Here is a 17145-nt window from a genome sequence, read left to right on the forward strand (position 1 = left end):
GTCGCCCGAAGCGATCGAGCCAATACGCCGTGCCCGTTCTCAATCCGATGTCGCGTCCCGCCACCCGGCGGGGCGCGGGCCGCGACAGCGTCTTGTTGCCGAAGGACGCGCGCCTGTCACGCGTCCTCGGCGGTCCGGCCGGGGATCTTCAGCGACCGAAGGGCCTCGGCGAGTTCCTCCGCGAAGCGCGAGGCCGCGACCGGCAGCGTCCTGCCCGTGAGCTGGCCCAGCAGAAGATGACCCGGCGCGACGTCCGCCGCGTCGAGCGGCCGCACCGTCAGCCCCTGCGCCACCGCGCCGGTGAGGCCGATGGGGATCTCGAAGCCGACGGCGCGCTCGTGCGTCACGTACCGCCGCATGAACTCGAAGCTGTCCGCCTCGACCACGGGACGCAGCTTGCGCGACGAGCGCCTGAGCGCGACGTCGAGGAGGTGCCGGACGCCGAACCGTGCCGAGGGGACCACGTGCGGCTCGTCGAGACAGTCCCGGAGCCTCAGCTTCGGGCGGGTCGCCAGCGGATGGTCCTGCGCCATCACGGCGCAGACCGGCTGCGCCACGGCACACAGGATGTCGAAGTCGGCCATGTTGACCGGCTCGAAGACGATGGCGAGGTCGGCCGTGTACTGCGACAGCTCGTGCTCCGCGGCGAGGCGGTCGCGGACGTTCACCGTGAACGTCACGCCCGGATGCCGCGCCCGGAACGCGGCGATCCGGTCCGGAAGGTAGAACGGGGTGAGCGCCTGGCTGCAGGCGATCGCGACGTGACCCCGCCGCATTCCGACGAGGTCGTCGACCTGGGCCTTCACCGTCGCGAGGTCCGCCCGCTGGGCGCGGATGTGCTTGAGGATCAGCTCCCCCGCCGCGTTCGGCCGCACCCCCTGCGGGAGGCGTTCGAAGAGGGGCGTGCCGAACTCCTCCTCGAAGGCCTGGAGGCGGCGGTTCAGTGCCGAGGACGTGAGGTGCATGACCTCCGCCGCCTTGCGGATCGACCCCGCCCTGGCGACGGCCTCGATGAGGTCCAACGTCAGCATGTGCCGCATGCGGCCCTCCCGGTGCACCCGATGCAGCACGGGATGCAAACCTGCTGCCGGTTCGGCAGCACCCCGCCGCAAAGATAGCAACAGCGTGAATCACCGAGTGGCGGCATCCTCCCCCCGGCCCCTCACGGAGACCGGATCATGCCGCCCGGGGATGCGTTGCTCCATCTCATGCCCAAGTCGAGCGGCCCGTGGCACGGGCACTTGTGCGGGCACTCGTGCGGGCGTCCCGACCGGCGGACCGCCGCGAAGTCGCGCGAGCGCCGTGCCGGGCCCGGTCGAGGGGGGTTCCCCCCTCGAGCTCCCTCCGTCTCGCCGACGGGCAGGGGTTGGGGCCAGACGGCCGCTGCGCGTCCGGCTGTCACCAACCCCGTGGACGAGGCTGGGCCGGACCGCGGCCGCGTCAAGAGCAAGGGCTGCGCCCGCCGCTGCGCGTTGCCCTTGACCCGGCCACGGCCCGGCAGAGCGATACGCGCCCGATCAGCCGCCGAGGCTCACGTGCGCGGAGACGATGCGCCAGCCCTCGTCGCCCCGCTGCCAGACCTGGGTCTGTGCCCCCTTCTTGCCGGAGACCTTGCGGGTATAGGTCGCGCTCGCCACCGCGATCTCCGGGCTCAGGCCGACGATTTCCACCCGCGTCAGCGTCCGCTCGATGTCCGCGACGTCCCGGCCCTTCCGGAAGGCCGCGATCTCGTCGATGCCGAAGAGGCCGCTGTCGTTCATCATCCGCACCGTCCGCGGCCCTTCCGCGAACGCGTCGATCAGCGCCGCCACGTCGTTCGTGTTGAGCGCCCGCTCGTACGCGTCGAATGCCTCCCGGACCTCGGCCTCCACCGCCTGCCGCTTCGCCTCGTCCATCGCGCCCTCCATCCAGACGGCGCGCACACTACCCGTATCCGCCTGAACCGCAACGCTTCCCACGAGGACACGCGATGACCACGATCACCGCCGAACCGTCCCCCCTCGCCTTCGACCCCGCCCGCGCCGCCCTCGTCGTCATCGACATGCAGCGCGACTTCCTCGAACCCGGCGGCTTCGGCGAGACGCTCGGCAACGACGTCTCGCTGCTCGCCGCCGCCGTCGGCCCCTGCCAGACGGCGTTGAAGGCCGCGCGCGCAGCGGGGATGCTCGTCATCCACACCCGCGAGGGACATCGCCCCGACCTCGCCGACGCGCCGCCCGCCAAGGTGGAGCGCGGCGCGCCCTCGAGGCGCATCGGCGATCCGGGCCCGATGGGGCGCATCCTCGTCCGCGGCGAGCCGGGGCACGACATCGTCGACGCCCTCGCCCCCGCGCCGGGCGAGGTGGTGCTCGACAAGCCCGGCAAGGGCGCCTTCCACCAGACCGACCTGATGCAGATCCTCGTCAACCGGGGCGTCGACACGCTGTTCGTCGCCGGCGTGACCACCGAGGTCTGCGTCCACACCACCATCCGCGAGGGCAACGACCGCGGCTTCCGCTGCGTCGCCCTCGGCGACGCCTGCGCGAGCTACTTCCCCGAGTTCCACCGCGTCGGCCTCGAGATGATCAAGGCGCAGGGCGGCATCTTCGGATGGGTCTCGAACGCCGCCGCCTTCGCCGACGCGCTCTCCACCCTGAAATCCAACGCCGCCTGACGAAGGAGACACGGCCATGTCACGAACGACCCCCTCCGCCGCGCCGCGCCTCTGGACGCCCGGCGACTGGAACGCCCTCTTCGGGCTCGGCACCAACGTGCTCGTCAACCTCCTGGTGATGACGGGCCTCCTGAAGTTCGTCGTCGGCCTGCCGGACGAGCTGACGTTCGGGCGGATCCTCCCCGCCGTCGGCCTGATGCTCTTCGCCGGCAACATGTACTATGCGTGGATGGCGCTGAAGCTCGCCCGCAAGGAGGGGCGCGACACGGTCTGCGCGCTGCCCTCCGGGCCGTCCGTGCCGCACATGTTCATCGTCGTCTTCGTCATCATGCTGCCGATCCTCGGCCAGACGCAGGACCCGGTGAAGGCCTGGGAGGCGGGGCTCGCGTGGGTGTTCATCCAGGGCTTCATCCTCATCGGCGGCGGCTTCGTGGCGCCGCTCATCCGCAGGATCACGCCGCGAGCCGCGCTCCTCGGGACGCTCGCGGGCGTCTCGATCGCCTTCATCTCCATGAAGCCGGCGACCGAGATCTTCATGACCTCGATCATCGGCCTCACCTGCTTCGGCATCATCCTCGTCTCGTGGTTCGGCGGGGTGCGCTACCCGAAGGGGCTGCCGGCGGGTCTGGTCGCCATCGTCGTCGGCATGGCGATCGCCTGGGGCGCGACGGCGCTCGGCTTTCCGGAGATCGGCGGCATGAGCGGCTCGGCCCTCGCCGGCGCCTTCTCCAACTTCGGCTTCTCCGTGCCGCTGCCGGCCGTGGACCACGTGTTCTCGGGGTTCGAGTTCCTCGGCTTCATCCTCGTCACCGCGATCCCGTTCGGCGTCTACGACCTCGTCGAGGCGATGGACAACGTGGAGAGCGCCGAGGCGGCGGGCGACGAGTACTCCACCACCGAGGCGCTGGCCGCCGAGGGCACCATCTCGCTGATCGGCACCCTGTTCGGCTCGCCCTTCGCCAACGCGGTCTACATCGGCCACCCGGGGTGGAAGTCGATGGGCGGGCGCATCGGCTATTCCGCCGCCACCGGGCTCTTCGTGCTGGCGATCACCTGGTTCGGCATCCTCGCGGTGTTCCTCAACCTCGTGCCGGTGGTCGCGATCGCGCCGATCCTCCTCTACATCGGCATGCTGATCGGCGCGCAGGCGTTCCAGACGACGCCGCTGACGCACGCCCCCGCCATCGTGCTGGGCCTCGTGCCGCACCTCGCGGCATGGGCCAAGACCCTGATCGACGGAGCGCTCGGCGCGGCGGGCGTCCAGGTCACGCCGGAGCTGATCGGTGGCATGGCCCAGGGCGGCGTCCTCTACGAGGGACTCGGCATTCTCGGCAACGGCGCTATCCTGACGGGCCTCGTCCTTGCCGCCATCGGAGTCTTCATCATCGAAAAGAAACTTGATATCGCCGCCGCCTTTGCCGGCGCCGGCGCGCTGCTCGCCTTCTTCGGCTTCATGCACGGCGACGCGGTCGGCGTCGCGGTCTCGCCGATGATCTCGTTCGCCTACGCGGTGCTCGCCGTCTTCCTCATGGCGCTCGCCAAGCTCGAGGCGGGGCGCGAGAGCCTCGGCGCGGTCGAGCCGGTGGCCGCCGAATGAGCGGCACGTTCGACCCCGAGGCCACCGTCGACGCGATGAGCGCGGCGGTCGGCCTCGCCATCGACGATGCGCACCGCCCCGGGGTGGTGCGCTTCCTCGCCATCGCGGCGGAGTTCGCCGCGATCGTGGACGCCGCCCCGCTCGACGAGCGCGAGCTCGCCCCCGCCCCGGTCTACACGCCGCCGGAGACCTGAGATGACGCTCCCCCCATTCGCCACCGCCGCCGAGATCGCGGCCGCGGTGAAGGCCGGCACCGTCACCGCGCGCGCCGTGGTCGAGGACGTGCTCGACCGCATCGAAACGGTCGACCGGGCGGTGAACGCCTACTCGGAGGTGACCGCCGAACGCGCCCTCGTGCAGGCGGACGCCGTCGACGCCGCGTGCGCCGCCGGGCGCGGCGGCCCGCTCGCCGGCGTTCCCTTCGCGGTGAAGAACCTCTGCGACCTCACCGGCCTCACGACGATCGCCGGCGCGGCGATCACCCGGGACGACCCGCCCGCCGCCGCCGACGCCGACCTGGTGACGGCGCTCGAGGCGGCGGGTGCCGTCTGCCTCGGCGCGCTCCACATGGGCGAGTTCGCGTACGACTTCACCGGCGAGAACGCGCACTACGGGGCCTGCCGCAACCCGCACGACCCGAACCGCATGACCGGCGGCTCGTCGTCCGGATCGGGGGCGGCGACGGCGGCCGGGATCGCCCCGATCTCGGTCGGGTCCGACACCAACGGCTCGCTGCGCGTCCCGGCGTCGCTGTGCGGGGTCTTCAGCCTGAAGCCGACCTACGGGCGCCTGTCGCGGGGGGGCACCTACCCGTTCGTGGACAGCCTGGACCACCTCGGCCCGCTCGCCCGCACGAGCGAGGATCTGGCGCTGGCCTACGAGGCGCTCGCCGCCACCGCCTCGAGCCGCGACCACGCCTGGGCGCACCACGCGGTGGAGCCGGCGCTGCCGCTGGCCGGCCCGCCGGCGCGCGTCGGCGTGCTGCGCGGCTGGTTCGAGGACAACGCCTCGTCCGAAGCGCTGGACCGGCGCGACCGGGCACTCGCCGCCTTCGAGGACACGACCGACATGACGATCGAGGGCGCCGCCGAGGGACGCGCGGCGGCCTACCTCGTCACCAACGCGGAAAGCTCGGAGTTCCACCTGCCGCGCCTTCGCAGCGACGCGGCGGCGTTCGACCCGGACACGCGGGACCGCTTCCTCGCCGGCGCCCTGCTGCCGGCCGCCTGGGTGGCGCGGGCGCAGCGGGTGCGGCGGTGGTGGCTCGACAAGGTGATGGAGGCGTTCGCGGCCACCAACGTCGATGTCCTGCTCGTCCCGGCGACGCCGTTCACCGCCCCGGCGATCGGGCAGAAGACGCTGACCATCGCCGGCAGGGAGGTGCCGCTGCGGCCGAACCTCGGCCTCCTGGCGCAACCTTTCTCCTGCATCGGGCTTCCGGTGGTGACGGTACCGGTGTTCGAGCCCGGCGAGTTGCCGCTCGGCATGCAGCTCGTCGCCCGGCCGTGGCGCGAGGCGACCGCCCTGCGCGCCGCCGGCCAGCTCGAGGCCGCGGGCTTCACCGCCCACGCACCGGTCGCCATCGCCGAGGCGCTGCGCAGGGTGGCCTGAGGGAGCACGCTTGCGGACCGGTCGGGCCGTCGCCCGGACCGGCCCGGCGCCGTCGCTAGCCGGCGGCGCCGGTTTCGGACAGCATCGTCGCCTCGAGTTCGGCGAGCGCCGTGGTGAGCTGGATGGCGAAGCGGGCGGAGGCGACCGGGAGCGCCCTCCGGCGCATCTGCCCCAGCAAGAGATGCCCGGCGGCGACGTCCCGCTCGCTCACCTGGCGGATCGCGAGCTCCCCCGCATCCTCCGGCTTCAGGCCGATGGGGATCTGAAAGCCGATCGCCCCCTCCTCCTGCACGTAGTGGCGGGCGAGCTCGAAGCTGTCGCACTCCACCACCGGCTTCAGCCCCTCCGACATCCGCTGCGTCGCGAGGTCGAGGAGATGGCGCACGCCGATCGGCGCCGTCGGCACCACATGCGGGTAGGCGAGGCAGTCGCGCAGCCGCACCACCTTCTTGGCGGTGAGCGGGTGGTCCTTCGCCATCATCGCGTAGACCGGCTGCGGCACGCTCGCCAGCACCTCGAAGTCGACGAGGTAGACCGGCTCGAACACCAGGGCGAGGTCGCTGGTGAAGCTCACAAGCTCCCGCTCCGCCGCCGTGCGGTCACGCACGTAGACCGAGAACGTCACGCCCGGGTGCTCGGCCCGGTAGCGCGCGATCTGCCGCGGCAGGAAGTAGGGCTGCAGCGCCTGGCTGCAGGCGATCGAGACATGCCCGCGCCGCACGCCGGAGAGGTCCGAGACCTGGCGCTGCACCCGGTCGAAGTCCGACCGCTGCTCCCGGTAGTGCTGCACCAGAAGCTCCCCGGCGGCGTTGAGCCGGACCCCGCGGGGCAGCCGCTCGAACACCTGCGCCCCGAACTCCTCCTCGAACCGCTGGATGCGCCGGTTGAGCGCGGACGAGGTGATGTTGAGATCGTCCGCCGCCTTGCGGATCGAACCCGCCCGCGCGACGTCGTCGATCAGCCGAAATGTCTCCAGATGCCGCGCCATGGCTGGCCTCTCCCCAGACTGCTGCATTTAATGAAGCGGATCACTGTAAAACTAGCAATAGAACGCAGCGGTGTTTCGGTGCAGGCTCCCTCCAGGACGACATCCACCATCTGAGGAGCCGCCGATGACGACCATTTCGAGACGAACCATCCTGAAGGGCGCCGGAGCGGGGATCGCCGCCTCCTCGTTGCCGTTTGCGTCCATCCTCCCCGCCGCGGCGGCTCCGAACGGGGTTCTCGTCGGCGTCCACGGCGAGACCATCAACAGCCTGGATCTGCACCGCACCGGCACCAACCGGCCGAGCTACCAGGTCGCGGTCAACTGCTACGACCGCCTCGTCACATTCGGCCTCAAGACGTTGGAGGACGGCAGCCTCTCGTACGACTACGCCACCATCAATCCGGACATCGCCGAGTCCTGGGAGATCTCCGAGGACGGCACGCTCTACACCTTCACCCTGCGCGACGACGTGAAGTTCCAGGACGGCAAGCCCGTCACCGCGGCAGACGTGAAGTGGTCGTTCGACCGCGCCGTCACGGTCGGCGGCTTTCCGACGGTGCAGATGAAGGCCGGCGGCCTGGAGCGTCCGGACCAGTTCGAGGCGGTCGACGACAAGACCTTCGTCATCAAGCTCGACCGCGCGTCGAAGCTGACCCTGCCGGACCTCGCGGTGCCGGTGCCGTTCATCCTGAACTCCGAAGTCGCCAAGGCGCATGCCACCGCGGACGATCCGTGGGCCCTCGAATACGTCCACAAGAACACGATCGGCTCCGGCGCCTTCAAGGTTGTGCGCTGGGATCCGGGCCAGCAGCTCGTCTACGAGCGCAATGACAACTGGCACGGCGAGCTGCCGGGGGTGAAGCGGCTCATCCTGCGCGAAGTGCCGAGCCAGGCGACGCGGCGCGCGCTGATCGAGCGCGGCGACGTGCAGCTCTCCTTCAACATCCCCAACAAGGACGCCAAGGAGCTCGCCGACGGCGGCCTGACCGTCTACTCGACCCCGATCGAGAACGCGATCCAGGTGGTCGGCCTCAACACCAACTTCGAGCCGTTCACCGACCCGGACGTGCGCAAGGCCATCGCCTACGCGATCCCCTACGAGGAGATCTTCCAGACCGCGGCCTACGGGCGCGGCAACAAGATGTGGGGCGGCCCGGAGAAGGCGACCGAGCCCGTCTGGCCGCAGCCCTCGCCCTACTACACCGACCTCGACAAGGCGCGGGAGTTCCTCGCCAAGTCGAAGTTCGCGGACGGCTTCGAGGTGCCCTTCTCCATCGACCTCGACCAGGTCGACTGGATGGAGCCGACGGCCCTCCTCATCATCGAGAACCTCGCCAAGCTCGGCATCACCGCGAGCCTCGAGAAGATCCCCGGCGCCAACTGGCGCACCGCCTCGCTGGTGGAGAAGCGCCTGCCGCTGCACCTCGAGAACTTCGGCGGCTGGTTGAACTACCCGGACTACTACTTCTTCTGGGCCTACCAGGACGGCCACCTCTTCAACTCGTCGAACTACCAAAACGACGAGATCGAGCAGCTCGTCGACGAGACGCTCTACCTGCCGACCGACGATCCGGAGTGGGCGCCGAAGATCCTCAGGATGATCGAGATCGCCTTCGAGGACATCCCGCGCATCCCGCTGTGGCAGCCGGCCCTCAACGTCGCTTCCAACGGCGCCGACGGCTACGCTTACTGGTTCCACCGCCAGCTCGACGCCCGCACCCTCTCGCCGGCGGACTCGTGAGATGGAGCGGCTGAGATCGATACTGGTGCGGGTCGCGCAAGCGATCCCGGTCGTCGTCGGCGTGGTGATCATCAGCTTCGTGCTGACCCGCGCGCTGCCCGGCGACCCCGCAGTCTACTTCGCCGGCGCCGCGGCCGACGAAGCCTCGATCGCCGAGATCCGAGCCGAGCTCGGTCTCGATCAGCCGCTTCCGATCCAGTTCCTCTACTACGTCAAGGAGCTGGCGACGGGCGACCTCGGCCAGTCCCTCTCGACCGGCCAGCCCGTCCTCTCCGACCTCTCGCGGCGCCTGCCGGCGTCGCTGGAGCTGACCATCGTCGCGCTCCTCATCTCCTGCTGCGTCGCGGTCCCCCTCGGGGTGCTCGCGGCGACGCGCCCCGGCTCGTGGGTCGACCACGTCTGCCGGGTGCTGGTGACGACGGGCGTGTCGATGCCGACCTTCTTCACCGGCATCCTCCTCATCTACGTCTTCTACTACCTCGTCGGGTGGGCGCCCTCGCCGCTCGGACGGCTCGACTTCATGTACATCGAGCCCGACCGCGTGACCGGCTTCTACCTCATCGACGCCGCGCTGGCGGGTGACTGGGAGACCTGGCTCGCGGCCCTCAAGCAGCTCGCCCTCCCGGCGCTGACGCTGGCGCTCTTCACCATGGCCCCCATCGCGCGGATGACGCGTGCGGCGATGCTGGCCGCCCTCTCGTCCGACTTCATCCGCACGGCCCGGGCCGCGGGGCTCACGCGCTCGAAGGTGCTCTACACCTATGCGCTGCGAAACGCGCTGCTGCCGGTGGTGACCACGCTCGGCATGGTCTTCTCCTTCACCCTCGGCGCCAACGTGCTGGTGGAGAAGGTGTTCGCCTGGCCGGGCATCGGCTCCTACGCGGTCGAGGCGCTGGTGGCCTCCGACTATGCCGCGGTGCAGGGCTTCGTCCTCGCCATGGCGCTGCTCTTCGTCGCCCTCAACCTCGTGATCGACATCGCCTACGCCGCGATCGATCCCCGCATCGGGTTCGAAAACCAATGACCGTCGCCGACGTCGCTCGCCCGCAGCGTCAGTCGACGCTGTCCCACATCGCCTACGTCCTCAAGGACAATCCGGTCACGATGGTCGCGTTCGCGATCTTCGCCCTGATCCTCTTCGTCGCCTTCTTCGGGGCGGCGATCGCCCCCTACGACCCGCTCGCCTCCAACGCCGCCCGCGCGCTGGAGGCCCCGTCCTGGGACCACTGGTTCGGGACCGACAACCTCGGCCGCGACGTCTTCAGCCGCGTCCTCGTCGCCACCCGGCTCGACCTCACCATCTCGGTCGCCGCCGTCGCCCTCTCCTTCATCGGCGGCTCGGTGCTGGGAGCGGCCGCGGGCTACTGGGGCGGCTGGCTCGATGCCTGCCTGTCGCGCGTCCTCGACACCATCATGGCCTTCCCGCTGTTCGTGCTCGCCATGGGCATCGTCGCGGCGATGGGCAACACGGTGGAGAACATCATCTACGCCACCGCCGTCATCAACCTGCCGTTCTATGCGCGGCTGGTGCGGGCGGAGGTGAACATCCGCCGCAACGCCGGATTCGCGCAGGCGGCCAAGCTCTCCGGCAACTCGGACGTCCGGGTGCTGGCACTGCACATCTTCCCCAACGCGCTGCCGCCGATGATGGTGCAGATCTCGCTCAACCTCGGATGGGCGATCCTCAACGCGGCCGGCCTCTCCTTCATCGGCCTCGGCGTGCGTCCGCCGACGCCGGAGTGGGGCATCATGGTCGCCGAAGGCGCCAACTTCATCGTCTCCGGCGAATGGTGGCTCGCCTTCTTCCCCGGCATGGCGCTCGTCGTCGCGGTCTTCACCTTCAATCTCCTCGGCGACGGCCTGCGCGACATGGTCGACCCCCGGAGGCGCACATGAGGGCGCCGATGGCGCCCGAGCCCGGCGCCCACAAAGGCGCAAGCGGACGCCAACGGGACGCCCTCCGGGGCGTCCTCCCGAGCCGCGGCGGCGCACCGGTGCGCGCCGCCCCGCCCACCCCTCCGCCGCGCCTGAGAAGGAAGCCGACCATGCTGTCGATCAAGGACCTGCACGTTGCCTTCAAGACCCGCCGCGGCATCGTCGACGCCGTCCGCGGCATCGACCTCGAGCTCGGATCCGGCGAGACCCTCGGCATCGTGGGCGAGTCGGGCTCCGGCAAGTCCGTCACCTCCTATGCGCTGATGCGGATCCTGGACGCGGGGGGCACCATCACCGCCGCCGGCGTCACCTACGGCGGCGTCGACCTCATCAAGGCGAGCGAGCGCCAGATGGGCGACATCCGCGGCCGCGAGATCTCGATGATCTTCCAGAACCCGCGCGCGGCGCTGAACCCGATCCGCAAGGTCGGCCATCAGATCGAGGACGTCCTGCGGCGGCACAATCGCGCCACCCGTTCGGACGCCAGGGCGAAGGCCATCGAGGCGATGGAGGCGGTCAAGATCCGCGACGCCGAGAAGCGCTACGAGGCGTACCCGTTCGAGCTGTCGGGCGGCATGTGCCAGCGCGTCGTCATCGCCATCGCGCTCGCCTGCGACCCGCGGCTCCTCATCGCCGACGAACCCACCACCGGCCTCGACATCACCACGCAGAAGGCGGTGATGGACCTCGTCGCCGAGCTGATCCGCGAGCGCGGGATGAGCGCCATCGTCATCACCCACGACCTCGGCCTCGCCGCGCAGTACTGCGACCGGATCGCCGTCATGAAGGACGGCGCGGTGGTGGAGACGGGAACGTCCATCGACGTGTTCAGCGCGCCGAAGCACCCCTACACGCAGCGCCTCGTGGACGCGACGCCGCGTGAGGGGGCGACGATCCGCCGTCTCCTCCCGGCCGAGGCCCGCACGCCCGAGCCGCCGCACGCTCCGGGCATCACGCCCCTCCTCGAGGTGAAGGACCTCGTGAAGACGTTCGAGGGCAAGTCCGGCCCCGTGCACGCGGTGAAGGGCGTCAACTTCACCGTCCACGAGGGCGAGACGGTCGGCCTCGTCGGCGAATCGGGGTGCGGCAAGTCCACCACGTCGTCGATGGTCGTCCGCCTCCTCGACCCGACGTCGGGCCAGATCCTCTTCGCCGGGCAGGACCTCGCCGCGACCCCGGCACAGTCTTTCGCCCGCGATCCCCGGCGCTCGGCGATCCAGATGGTGTTCCAGGACGCCACCGACAGTCTCAATCCGCGCCACGCGGCCGGCCGCGCCATTGAGGAGCCGCTGCGCCGCATGGCGGACCTCGGGCGCCGCGCCCGCGCCGAGCGGGTCCGCGACCTCGCCCACCTGGTGGGGCTGCCGCAGCACCTCCTCGACCGCTTTCCGCACCAGCTCTCCGGCGGGCAGAAGGCACGCGTGGGCATCGCCCGGGCCATCGCGGTCGACCCGCGATTCCTCATCCTCGACGAGCCGACCGCCGCGCTGGACGTCTCCATTCAGGCGGTCGTGCTCAATCTCCTCGTCGATCTTCGAGCCAAACTGAACATGAGCTATCTCTTCGTCAGCCACGACCTCAATGTCGTGCGCCTCCTGTGCGACCACGTCGTGGTGATGCAGAACGGCGCCGTCGTGGAAGCCGGTCCCGTCGCGAAGGTGATGGACGCGCCGAGCGATCCCTACACCGCCTCCCTCATCGACGCCGCGCCGCATCCGCCGGTGCGCAAGCTGGCGGCCTGACGCGATGCTGTCCGGAACGCCATTCACGCTGGCGGACCTGCGTGCCGCCTACGACGCCGGCGCGACCGCCGCCGACGTCGTCCGGGAGGTCTACCGCCGCATCGAAGCGGTGAACGACCCCGGGATCTTCATCCACCTCCCTGCCGAAGCGGAGGTCATCGCCGCCGCCGAGGCGCTCGGCCCCCGAGACGGCCGCCCGCTATGGGGCATCCCCTTCGTGGTGAAGGACAACATCGACGTCGCCGACATGCCGACGACGTCCGCCTGCCCTGCGGTCGAGCGGGTCGCGGACGCGGACGCCTTCGTGGTGGCGCGGCTGAAGGCGGCGGGGGCGATCGTCGTCGGCAAGACGAACCTCGACCAGTTCGCCACCGGCCTCGTTGGCGTGCGCTCGCCCTACCCGGTGCCGAAGAACGCCGTCGACCCGGCGATCGTGCCGGGCGGCTCCTCCTCCGGATCGGCGGTCGCGGTCGGGCACGGCATTGTCCCCTTCTCGCTCGGCACCGATACCGCGGGCTCCGGCCGCGTCCCGGCGGCGCTCAACAACATCGTGGGGCTGAAGCCGTCCCTCGGCGCGCTGTCGGCGACGGGCATGATGCCGGCCTGCCGGACCGTCGACACGATCTCGATCTTCGCCCTCACGGTGGCGGACGCGCACGAGGTGTTCCGCCTCGCGGCCGCCTACGACCCGGCCGACGCATGGTCCCGCCCGGTCGCCGCGCCGCCGCCGAGCGCGCCGCCGAAGCCGCGCGTCGCGATCCCCGATGCGGCCAGCATCGAGTTCTTCGGCGACACGGTCCAGGCCGAGAACTTCGCCACCACGGTCGCAGCGCTCGAGCAGAGCGGCGCCGTGATCACCGAGATCGATCTCACGCCGTTCTTCCAGGTCGCGGAGATGCTCTACTACGGCGCGTTCGTCGCCGAGCGGCACACGGTCATCGAGCCGCTGCTCGCCTCCCGGCCGGACGCCGTCCACCCGGTCACCCGCGAGGTCGTCGAAAAGGCACTCGGCTTCACCGCGACGGACGCCTTCCGCGACATCTACCGCCTCGCCGAACTGCGCCGCGTGGTCGAGCCGGTGGTGGCGAACGTCGACCTCATCCTGGTGCCGACGATCCCGACCTTCTACTCGGTCGCGGACCTCGAGGCCGATCCGATCGGGCCCAACTCGCGCCTCGGCACCTACACCAATTTCGTCAACCTCCTCGACATGTGCGGCCTCGCCGTCCCGACCCTGCCGCGCGGCGACGGGCGGCCGGGGAGCGTCACACTCCTGGCGCCGCACGGCCGCGACGGCCTCCTCGCCGGTGTCGCCCGGACCATCGAGCAGTTCGGCAGCCGCACCCTCGGCGCGACCGGCGCGCCCGTGCCGCCGCCTGTGCCGCTCGCCGAGCAGGCGGTCGACGGGGAGATCGAGCTTGCGGTGTGCGGGGCGCACATGTCCGGCATGGCGCTCAACGGGGAGCTGACGTCGCGGGGCGGGCGCTACCTGCGCACCGTCGACACGACATCCGAATACGGCCTCTACGCGCTGCCGGGGGGACCGCCGTTCCGCCCGGGCCTGGTGCGTATCGGCGATCGGGGGGGCGCTGTATCGGTGGAGGTCTGGGCGCTGCCCCTCGCCGAAGTGGGCGGCTTCCTGGCCGGGATCCCGGCGCCGCTCGGCCTCGGCACGACGCGGCTCGCGGACGGCACGACGCCGAAGGGGTTCGTCTGCGAGGCGATCGCGACCGCGGACGCGCAGGACGTCACCGCCTACGGAAGCTGGCGCGCCTTCACGGCCGCCCGCCTCGCGAGCTGAGCCGCCGCCGACACCACCGAGAACGTCGCCGGGACGCTATGGCCCTGCCGTGGTGCCGGGCCGTGGCGACGGGTCGTGCTGCGGGGCCGTGGCGGCCTACGCCACGGCAGCCCCGGCACGCGGCGGCGTGGTGCGCGAGAGGAGCGCGGGGACGTCGGCCCCCTGTACCGGCTGGCCGAAGAGGAAGCCCTGCACCTCCTGGTAGCCCTCGAGCTGGGCGCGCGCGAACTGGTCCTCGGTCTCGACCCCCTCCGCGACGGCCGAGATCCCGAGCATGTTCGCCAGCCCCGCGATGGCCCGCACGATCGCCGCCGACCCCGCCGAATCGAGGTCGCGCATGAACGAGCGGTCGATCTTGATCTTGTCGAACGGGAACTTGCGCAGGTAGCCGAGGCTCGAATACCCCGTGCCGAAGTCGTCCATCGAAAGCTGCACGCCGAGCTCGCGCAGACGCTGCAGCGTGCTGACCGTCGCTCCCGCGTCCTTCAGCAGGATCGCCTCGGAGATGTCGAGCTCCAGCCGCGCAGGCTCCAGCCCCGTATCGGCGAGGATCCGACGCACGTTGTCGACGAGCTCGTCGCTCGCGAACTGCACCGGCGACAGGTTGACGACGATCCCGATGGTCCCCGGCCAGGTGGTCGCCGTGCGGCAGGCCTCCTCCATCACCCAGCGCCCGACCCTGCCGATGATCCCGATCTCCTCGATGAGCGAGATGAAGTCGCAGGCGCTCACGGTCCCCCTCTCGGGATGATGCCAGCGCAGCAGCGCCTCGAAACAGCTGACCGCGCCCGAGTCGGCCCTGACCAGCGGCTGGTAGTAGACCTCGAACTGACCTGCCGCGAGGGCGTTGCGCAGCTCCATCTCCATCGTGCGGCGGCTCTGCATGCGCTGGTTCATGCCCGGCTCGAAGAAGCTGAACGTGCCGCGGCCGAGCTCCTTGGAGCGGTAGAGCGCCATGTCGGCGTTGCGCAGGAGATCGTCCGGGTCGAGGCCGTCGTCGGATGAGAGCGCGATGCCCACGCTGGCACCGATGACGACCTTGTGCCCGTCGATCTCGTAAGGGCGGCTGACCTCGGCGATCATTCGCGCGGCAAGCGCCGAGGCCATCCGCGGCGCCTCGATGTCGAGCTGCACGATGGCGAATTCGTCGCCGCCGAGGCGCGCGAAGGTGTCGGACGGCCTGAGGCACGCGCGCACCCGCTCCGCGACCGACTTCAGGAGCGTGTCGCCGACCGGATGCCCGAGGGTGTCGTTGACGTGCTTGAAGTGATCGAGATCGAACGCCAGCACCGCGAGCGGATGCCCGCGCGGCACCCGTGACAGCGCCGCCACGAGACGGTCGCGGAAGGCGACCCGGTTGGGCAGCTCCGTCAGCATGTCGTGCAGCGCCATGAAGGCGATCCGCTCCTGCGACTGGAGCCGTTCTGTGATGTCCTCGTGGACCGAGACGGCGCCCCCGTCGGGCGTCGGGCTGCTAGAAATGGCGATGGAGCGGCCGTCGTTGAGCGCGATGGTATAGGCGACCGGCTGACGCGTGCCGACGGCGTCGCGCGCGATCGAGACCAGCTCGTGCCCGGCGTCGATGACGTCCTGGCGGACCAGCTCGCCGATGACGTCCCGCAGCGGCACGCCGGGGGCGGCAAAGTCCATGTCGAAGTCGTAGATCTCCGCGAGCCGGTCGTTCCAGATGACCACGTTGTGCTCGCGGTCGTACATGATCAGCCCGTGCCGGAGGCTCCCGATCGCCGACACCAGCCGCTGGTACTGGACCTGCACCTTGGCCTCGGACTGCTCCACCAGGCGGCGGCGTGCATATTGCAGGTCGGCGATCATCGCGTTGAACGCGCGTGCCAGCTCGCCGATCTCGTCGAGCCGGGTGACGATGGCGGTGTCCTCCAGCCGCTGCATGTCGCCGCTGCGGCTGATGCGGGCCGCGTGCTGGGTCAGCCGGTCGATCGGGTGCGTCACCTTCCGCGCCACCCGCATGCCGAGCAGGGTCGCGACGATGAGGTAGACGACGACCGAGATCGTGACGAAGGCGAGTGCCTGCTCGATGACGACGGTGGCGCTCGCGTGGGCGTCGCTGTTGAGCCGGCTGACGAAGTCCTGCGCTTCGTTGAGGATCGTGAGGTAGTCCTCGTCGAGCCGCTCCACCTCCAGGCGCCCCGCGGCGAGGCTGGCGCGGGCCGCGGCGAGCCGGCGCGCCTCGGCGAACAGCCCGTACTCGCCGAGGGTCAGGGTTCCGAGCGCCGCGATGTCCCGGTCGAGCATGGCGAGCTGGATGCGGTCGCTGTCATGGCGCATCAGCCCGGACATCTCCTTCGAGAGCCTGCGGACGGTATGGAGCGAGGCCCGAATGCCGCGAGCCGAACTGTCGAAGTCGCCCCCGGCCATCCACTCGGAACGGACCGCGCGTTCGATGGCGTGAAGTTCGCCCCGCAGCCGCTGCGCCCGTCCCGCCACCTGAAGCGGCTCGGACAACAGGTGCGTGATCAGCGAGGACATGCCCTCGACGGTGGCGACCCCGTTGAGGATGTCGAAGTTCGCCTGCTCCTCGATGATCGCGATATCCTGGCCCGTCGCGGCGGCGATCCCCTCAATCACATGCGCCGCGCGGCCGGAGATGCGCACGATCCGCGTCCGCAGCTGCTCGGCCTGTGCGGCCGCCTGCGCCTCGCGCTCGCTGGCCTTGACCATGCGGTCGAGCGCTGCGGTGAAGCGCTCCTCGATCCTGTTGCCGAGGCGAAGCTCGGCTCCCGCTTTCGCAAAGTAGCCTTCGATCGCCCGGATCCGGGTGTCGGCCTCGGCATGCAGCGCGCTGATTTCGTCGATCGCGTCCGCGTAGGTACTGCCGGGGCGCCCGGCGCGGAACGCCGTCGACTTCAGCCCGTGGGCCGTGTCGATGAGCGCCATCGTCTCGGCCATCAGCGGCGAGGTGACGTTGGCATAGACGCCCACGGTGGCGGCGATCCGGCTGACGCAGTAGATGCCGACGCCGCCGCCCGCGACGGCGCCGGCCGCCAGGATCAGGAATGTCGCCGTCAGCTTCCGGCGGATGCTCTGGTGCGTCATCGTCG

The 17145-nt window shown here is 70.6% G+C and carries 13 protein-coding genes; 9 read left to right on the plus strand and 4 right to left on the minus strand.

Annotated features, from left to right (window positions below; genetic code table 11):
* Nucleotides 1-116 precede the first annotated feature (116 nt).
* Entirely contained in the window at nucleotides 117-1040 is a 924-nt protein-coding gene (locus DLJ53_RS08985; protein ID WP_111344467.1) for a LysR family transcriptional regulator, read from the minus strand.
* Nucleotides 1041-1517: 477 nt separating this feature from the next.
* Nucleotides 1518-1922 carry an AtzH-like domain-containing protein gene (locus DLJ53_RS08990; RefSeq protein WP_202913083.1) on the minus strand — a complete coding sequence of 135 codons (405 nt, stop codon included), beginning with the start codon at nucleotides 1920-1922 and terminating at the stop codon, nucleotides 1518-1520.
* A 47-nt stretch (nucleotides 1923-1969) separates the two neighbouring features.
* Here DLJ53_RS08990 and DLJ53_RS08995 point away from each other — a divergent pair, with 47 nt between their 5' ends.
* The 4 genes from DLJ53_RS08995 to DLJ53_RS09010 are packed head-to-tail and all read left to right on the plus strand — an operon-like array spanning nucleotide 1970 to nucleotide 5861.
* Nucleotides 1970-2653, plus strand: coding sequence for a cysteine hydrolase family protein (locus DLJ53_RS08995; RefSeq protein WP_111344469.1), 684 nt, complete (start codon nucleotides 1970-1972; stop codon nucleotides 2651-2653).
* Between the two features lie 16 nt (nucleotides 2654-2669).
* Complete coding sequence (locus DLJ53_RS09000) at nucleotides 2670-4250, plus strand: regulator (protein ID WP_111344471.1); 1581 nt, start codon at nucleotides 2670-2672, stop codon at nucleotides 4248-4250.
* Nucleotides 4247-4444 (plus strand): DUF4089 domain-containing protein, encoded by a 198-nt coding sequence (locus DLJ53_RS09005; protein ID WP_111344473.1) that lies wholly within the window; start codon nucleotides 4247-4249, stop codon nucleotides 4442-4444. The genes DLJ53_RS09000 and DLJ53_RS09005 overlap by 4 nt, the downstream gene beginning before the upstream one ends.
* A gap of 1 nt (nucleotide 4445) precedes the next feature.
* Nucleotides 4446-5861 (plus strand): AtzE family amidohydrolase, encoded by a 1416-nt coding sequence (locus DLJ53_RS09010; protein ID WP_111344475.1) that lies wholly within the window; start codon nucleotides 4446-4448, stop codon nucleotides 5859-5861.
* Nucleotides 5862-5916: 55 nt separating this feature from the next.
* Here the strand turns inward: DLJ53_RS09010 and DLJ53_RS09015 are convergent, their stop codons facing one another.
* Nucleotides 5917-6849, minus strand: coding sequence for a LysR family transcriptional regulator (locus tag DLJ53_RS09015; RefSeq protein ID WP_111344477.1), 933 nt, complete (start codon nucleotides 6847-6849; stop codon nucleotides 5917-5919).
* Nucleotides 6850-6973: 124 nt separating this feature from the next.
* On the opposite strand from DLJ53_RS09015, the gene DLJ53_RS09020 reads away from it, so the two are divergent.
* From DLJ53_RS09020 to atzF, 5 genes are all read left to right on the plus strand, one after another.
* Nucleotides 6974-8590 carry an ABC transporter substrate-binding protein gene (locus tag DLJ53_RS09020; protein WP_111344479.1) on the plus strand — a complete coding sequence of 539 codons (1617 nt, stop codon included), beginning with the start codon at nucleotides 6974-6976 and terminating at the stop codon, nucleotides 8588-8590.
* Nucleotide 8591: 1 nt separating this feature from the next.
* Entirely contained in the window at nucleotides 8592-9614 is a 1023-nt protein-coding gene (locus DLJ53_RS09025) for an ABC transporter permease (RefSeq protein ID WP_111344481.1), read from the plus strand.
* Nucleotides 9611-10486, plus strand: a complete 876-nt coding sequence (locus DLJ53_RS09030) for an ABC transporter permease (RefSeq protein WP_111344483.1) — start codon at nucleotides 9611-9613, stop codon at nucleotides 10484-10486. The genes DLJ53_RS09025 and DLJ53_RS09030 overlap by 4 nt, the downstream gene beginning before the upstream one ends.
* Before the next feature lie 149 nt (nucleotides 10487-10635).
* A complete protein-coding gene (locus DLJ53_RS09035) occupies nucleotides 10636-12267 on the plus strand; it encodes a dipeptide ABC transporter ATP-binding protein (protein WP_111344485.1) in 1632 nt (543 codons plus the stop codon).
* Between the two features lie 4 nt (nucleotides 12268-12271).
* Nucleotides 12272-14068 (plus strand): allophanate hydrolase, encoded by a 1797-nt coding sequence (gene atzF, locus DLJ53_RS09040; protein ID WP_111344487.1) that lies wholly within the window; start codon nucleotides 12272-12274, stop codon nucleotides 14066-14068.
* Between the two features lie 96 nt (nucleotides 14069-14164).
* On the opposite strand, the gene DLJ53_RS09045 is transcribed toward atzF, so the two are convergent.
* Entirely contained in the window at nucleotides 14165-17140 is a 2976-nt protein-coding gene (locus DLJ53_RS09045; RefSeq protein WP_111344489.1) for an EAL domain-containing protein, read from the minus strand.
* Nucleotides 17141-17145: the final 5 nt, after the last annotated feature.

This window comes from Acuticoccus sediminis (assembly GCF_003258595.1).
GTDB classification, from domain to species: Bacteria; Pseudomonadota; Alphaproteobacteria; order Rhizobiales; family Amorphaceae; genus Acuticoccus; species Acuticoccus sediminis.

What these genes read in the sequence shown, in the direction of transcription:
- DLJ53_RS08985 (WP_111344467.1), bottom strand. Translation starts at nt 1,040, where the DNA reads ATGCGGCACATGCTGACGTTGGACCTCATCGAGGCCGTCGCCAGGGCG.
- DLJ53_RS08995 (WP_111344469.1), top strand. Translation starts at nt 1,970, where the DNA reads ATGACCACGATCACCGCCGAACCGTCCCCCCTCGCCTTCGACCCCGCC.
- DLJ53_RS09000 (WP_111344471.1), top strand. Translation starts at nt 2,670, where the DNA reads ATGTCACGAACGACCCCCTCCGCCGCGCCGCGCCTCTGGACGCCCGGC.
- DLJ53_RS09005 (WP_111344473.1), top strand. Translation starts at nt 4,247, where the DNA reads ATGAGCGGCACGTTCGACCCCGAGGCCACCGTCGACGCGATGAGCGCG.
- DLJ53_RS09010 (WP_111344475.1), top strand. Translation starts at nt 4,446, where the DNA reads ATGACGCTCCCCCCATTCGCCACCGCCGCCGAGATCGCGGCCGCGGTG.
- DLJ53_RS09015 (WP_111344477.1), bottom strand. Translation starts at nt 6,849, where the DNA reads ATGGCGCGGCATCTGGAGACATTTCGGCTGATCGACGACGTCGCGCGG.
- DLJ53_RS09020 (WP_111344479.1), top strand. Translation starts at nt 6,974, where the DNA reads ATGACGACCATTTCGAGACGAACCATCCTGAAGGGCGCCGGAGCGGGG.
- DLJ53_RS09025 (WP_111344481.1), top strand. Translation starts at nt 8,592, where the DNA reads ATGGAGCGGCTGAGATCGATACTGGTGCGGGTCGCGCAAGCGATCCCG.
- DLJ53_RS09030 (WP_111344483.1), top strand. Translation starts at nt 9,611, where the DNA reads ATGACCGTCGCCGACGTCGCTCGCCCGCAGCGTCAGTCGACGCTGTCC.
- DLJ53_RS09035 (WP_111344485.1), top strand. Translation starts at nt 10,636, where the DNA reads ATGCTGTCGATCAAGGACCTGCACGTTGCCTTCAAGACCCGCCGCGGC.
- atzF (WP_111344487.1), top strand. Translation starts at nt 12,272, where the DNA reads ATGCTGTCCGGAACGCCATTCACGCTGGCGGACCTGCGTGCCGCCTAC.
- DLJ53_RS09045 (WP_111344489.1), bottom strand. Translation starts at nt 17,140, where the DNA reads ATGACGCACCAGAGCATCCGCCGGAAGCTGACGGCGACATTCCTGATC.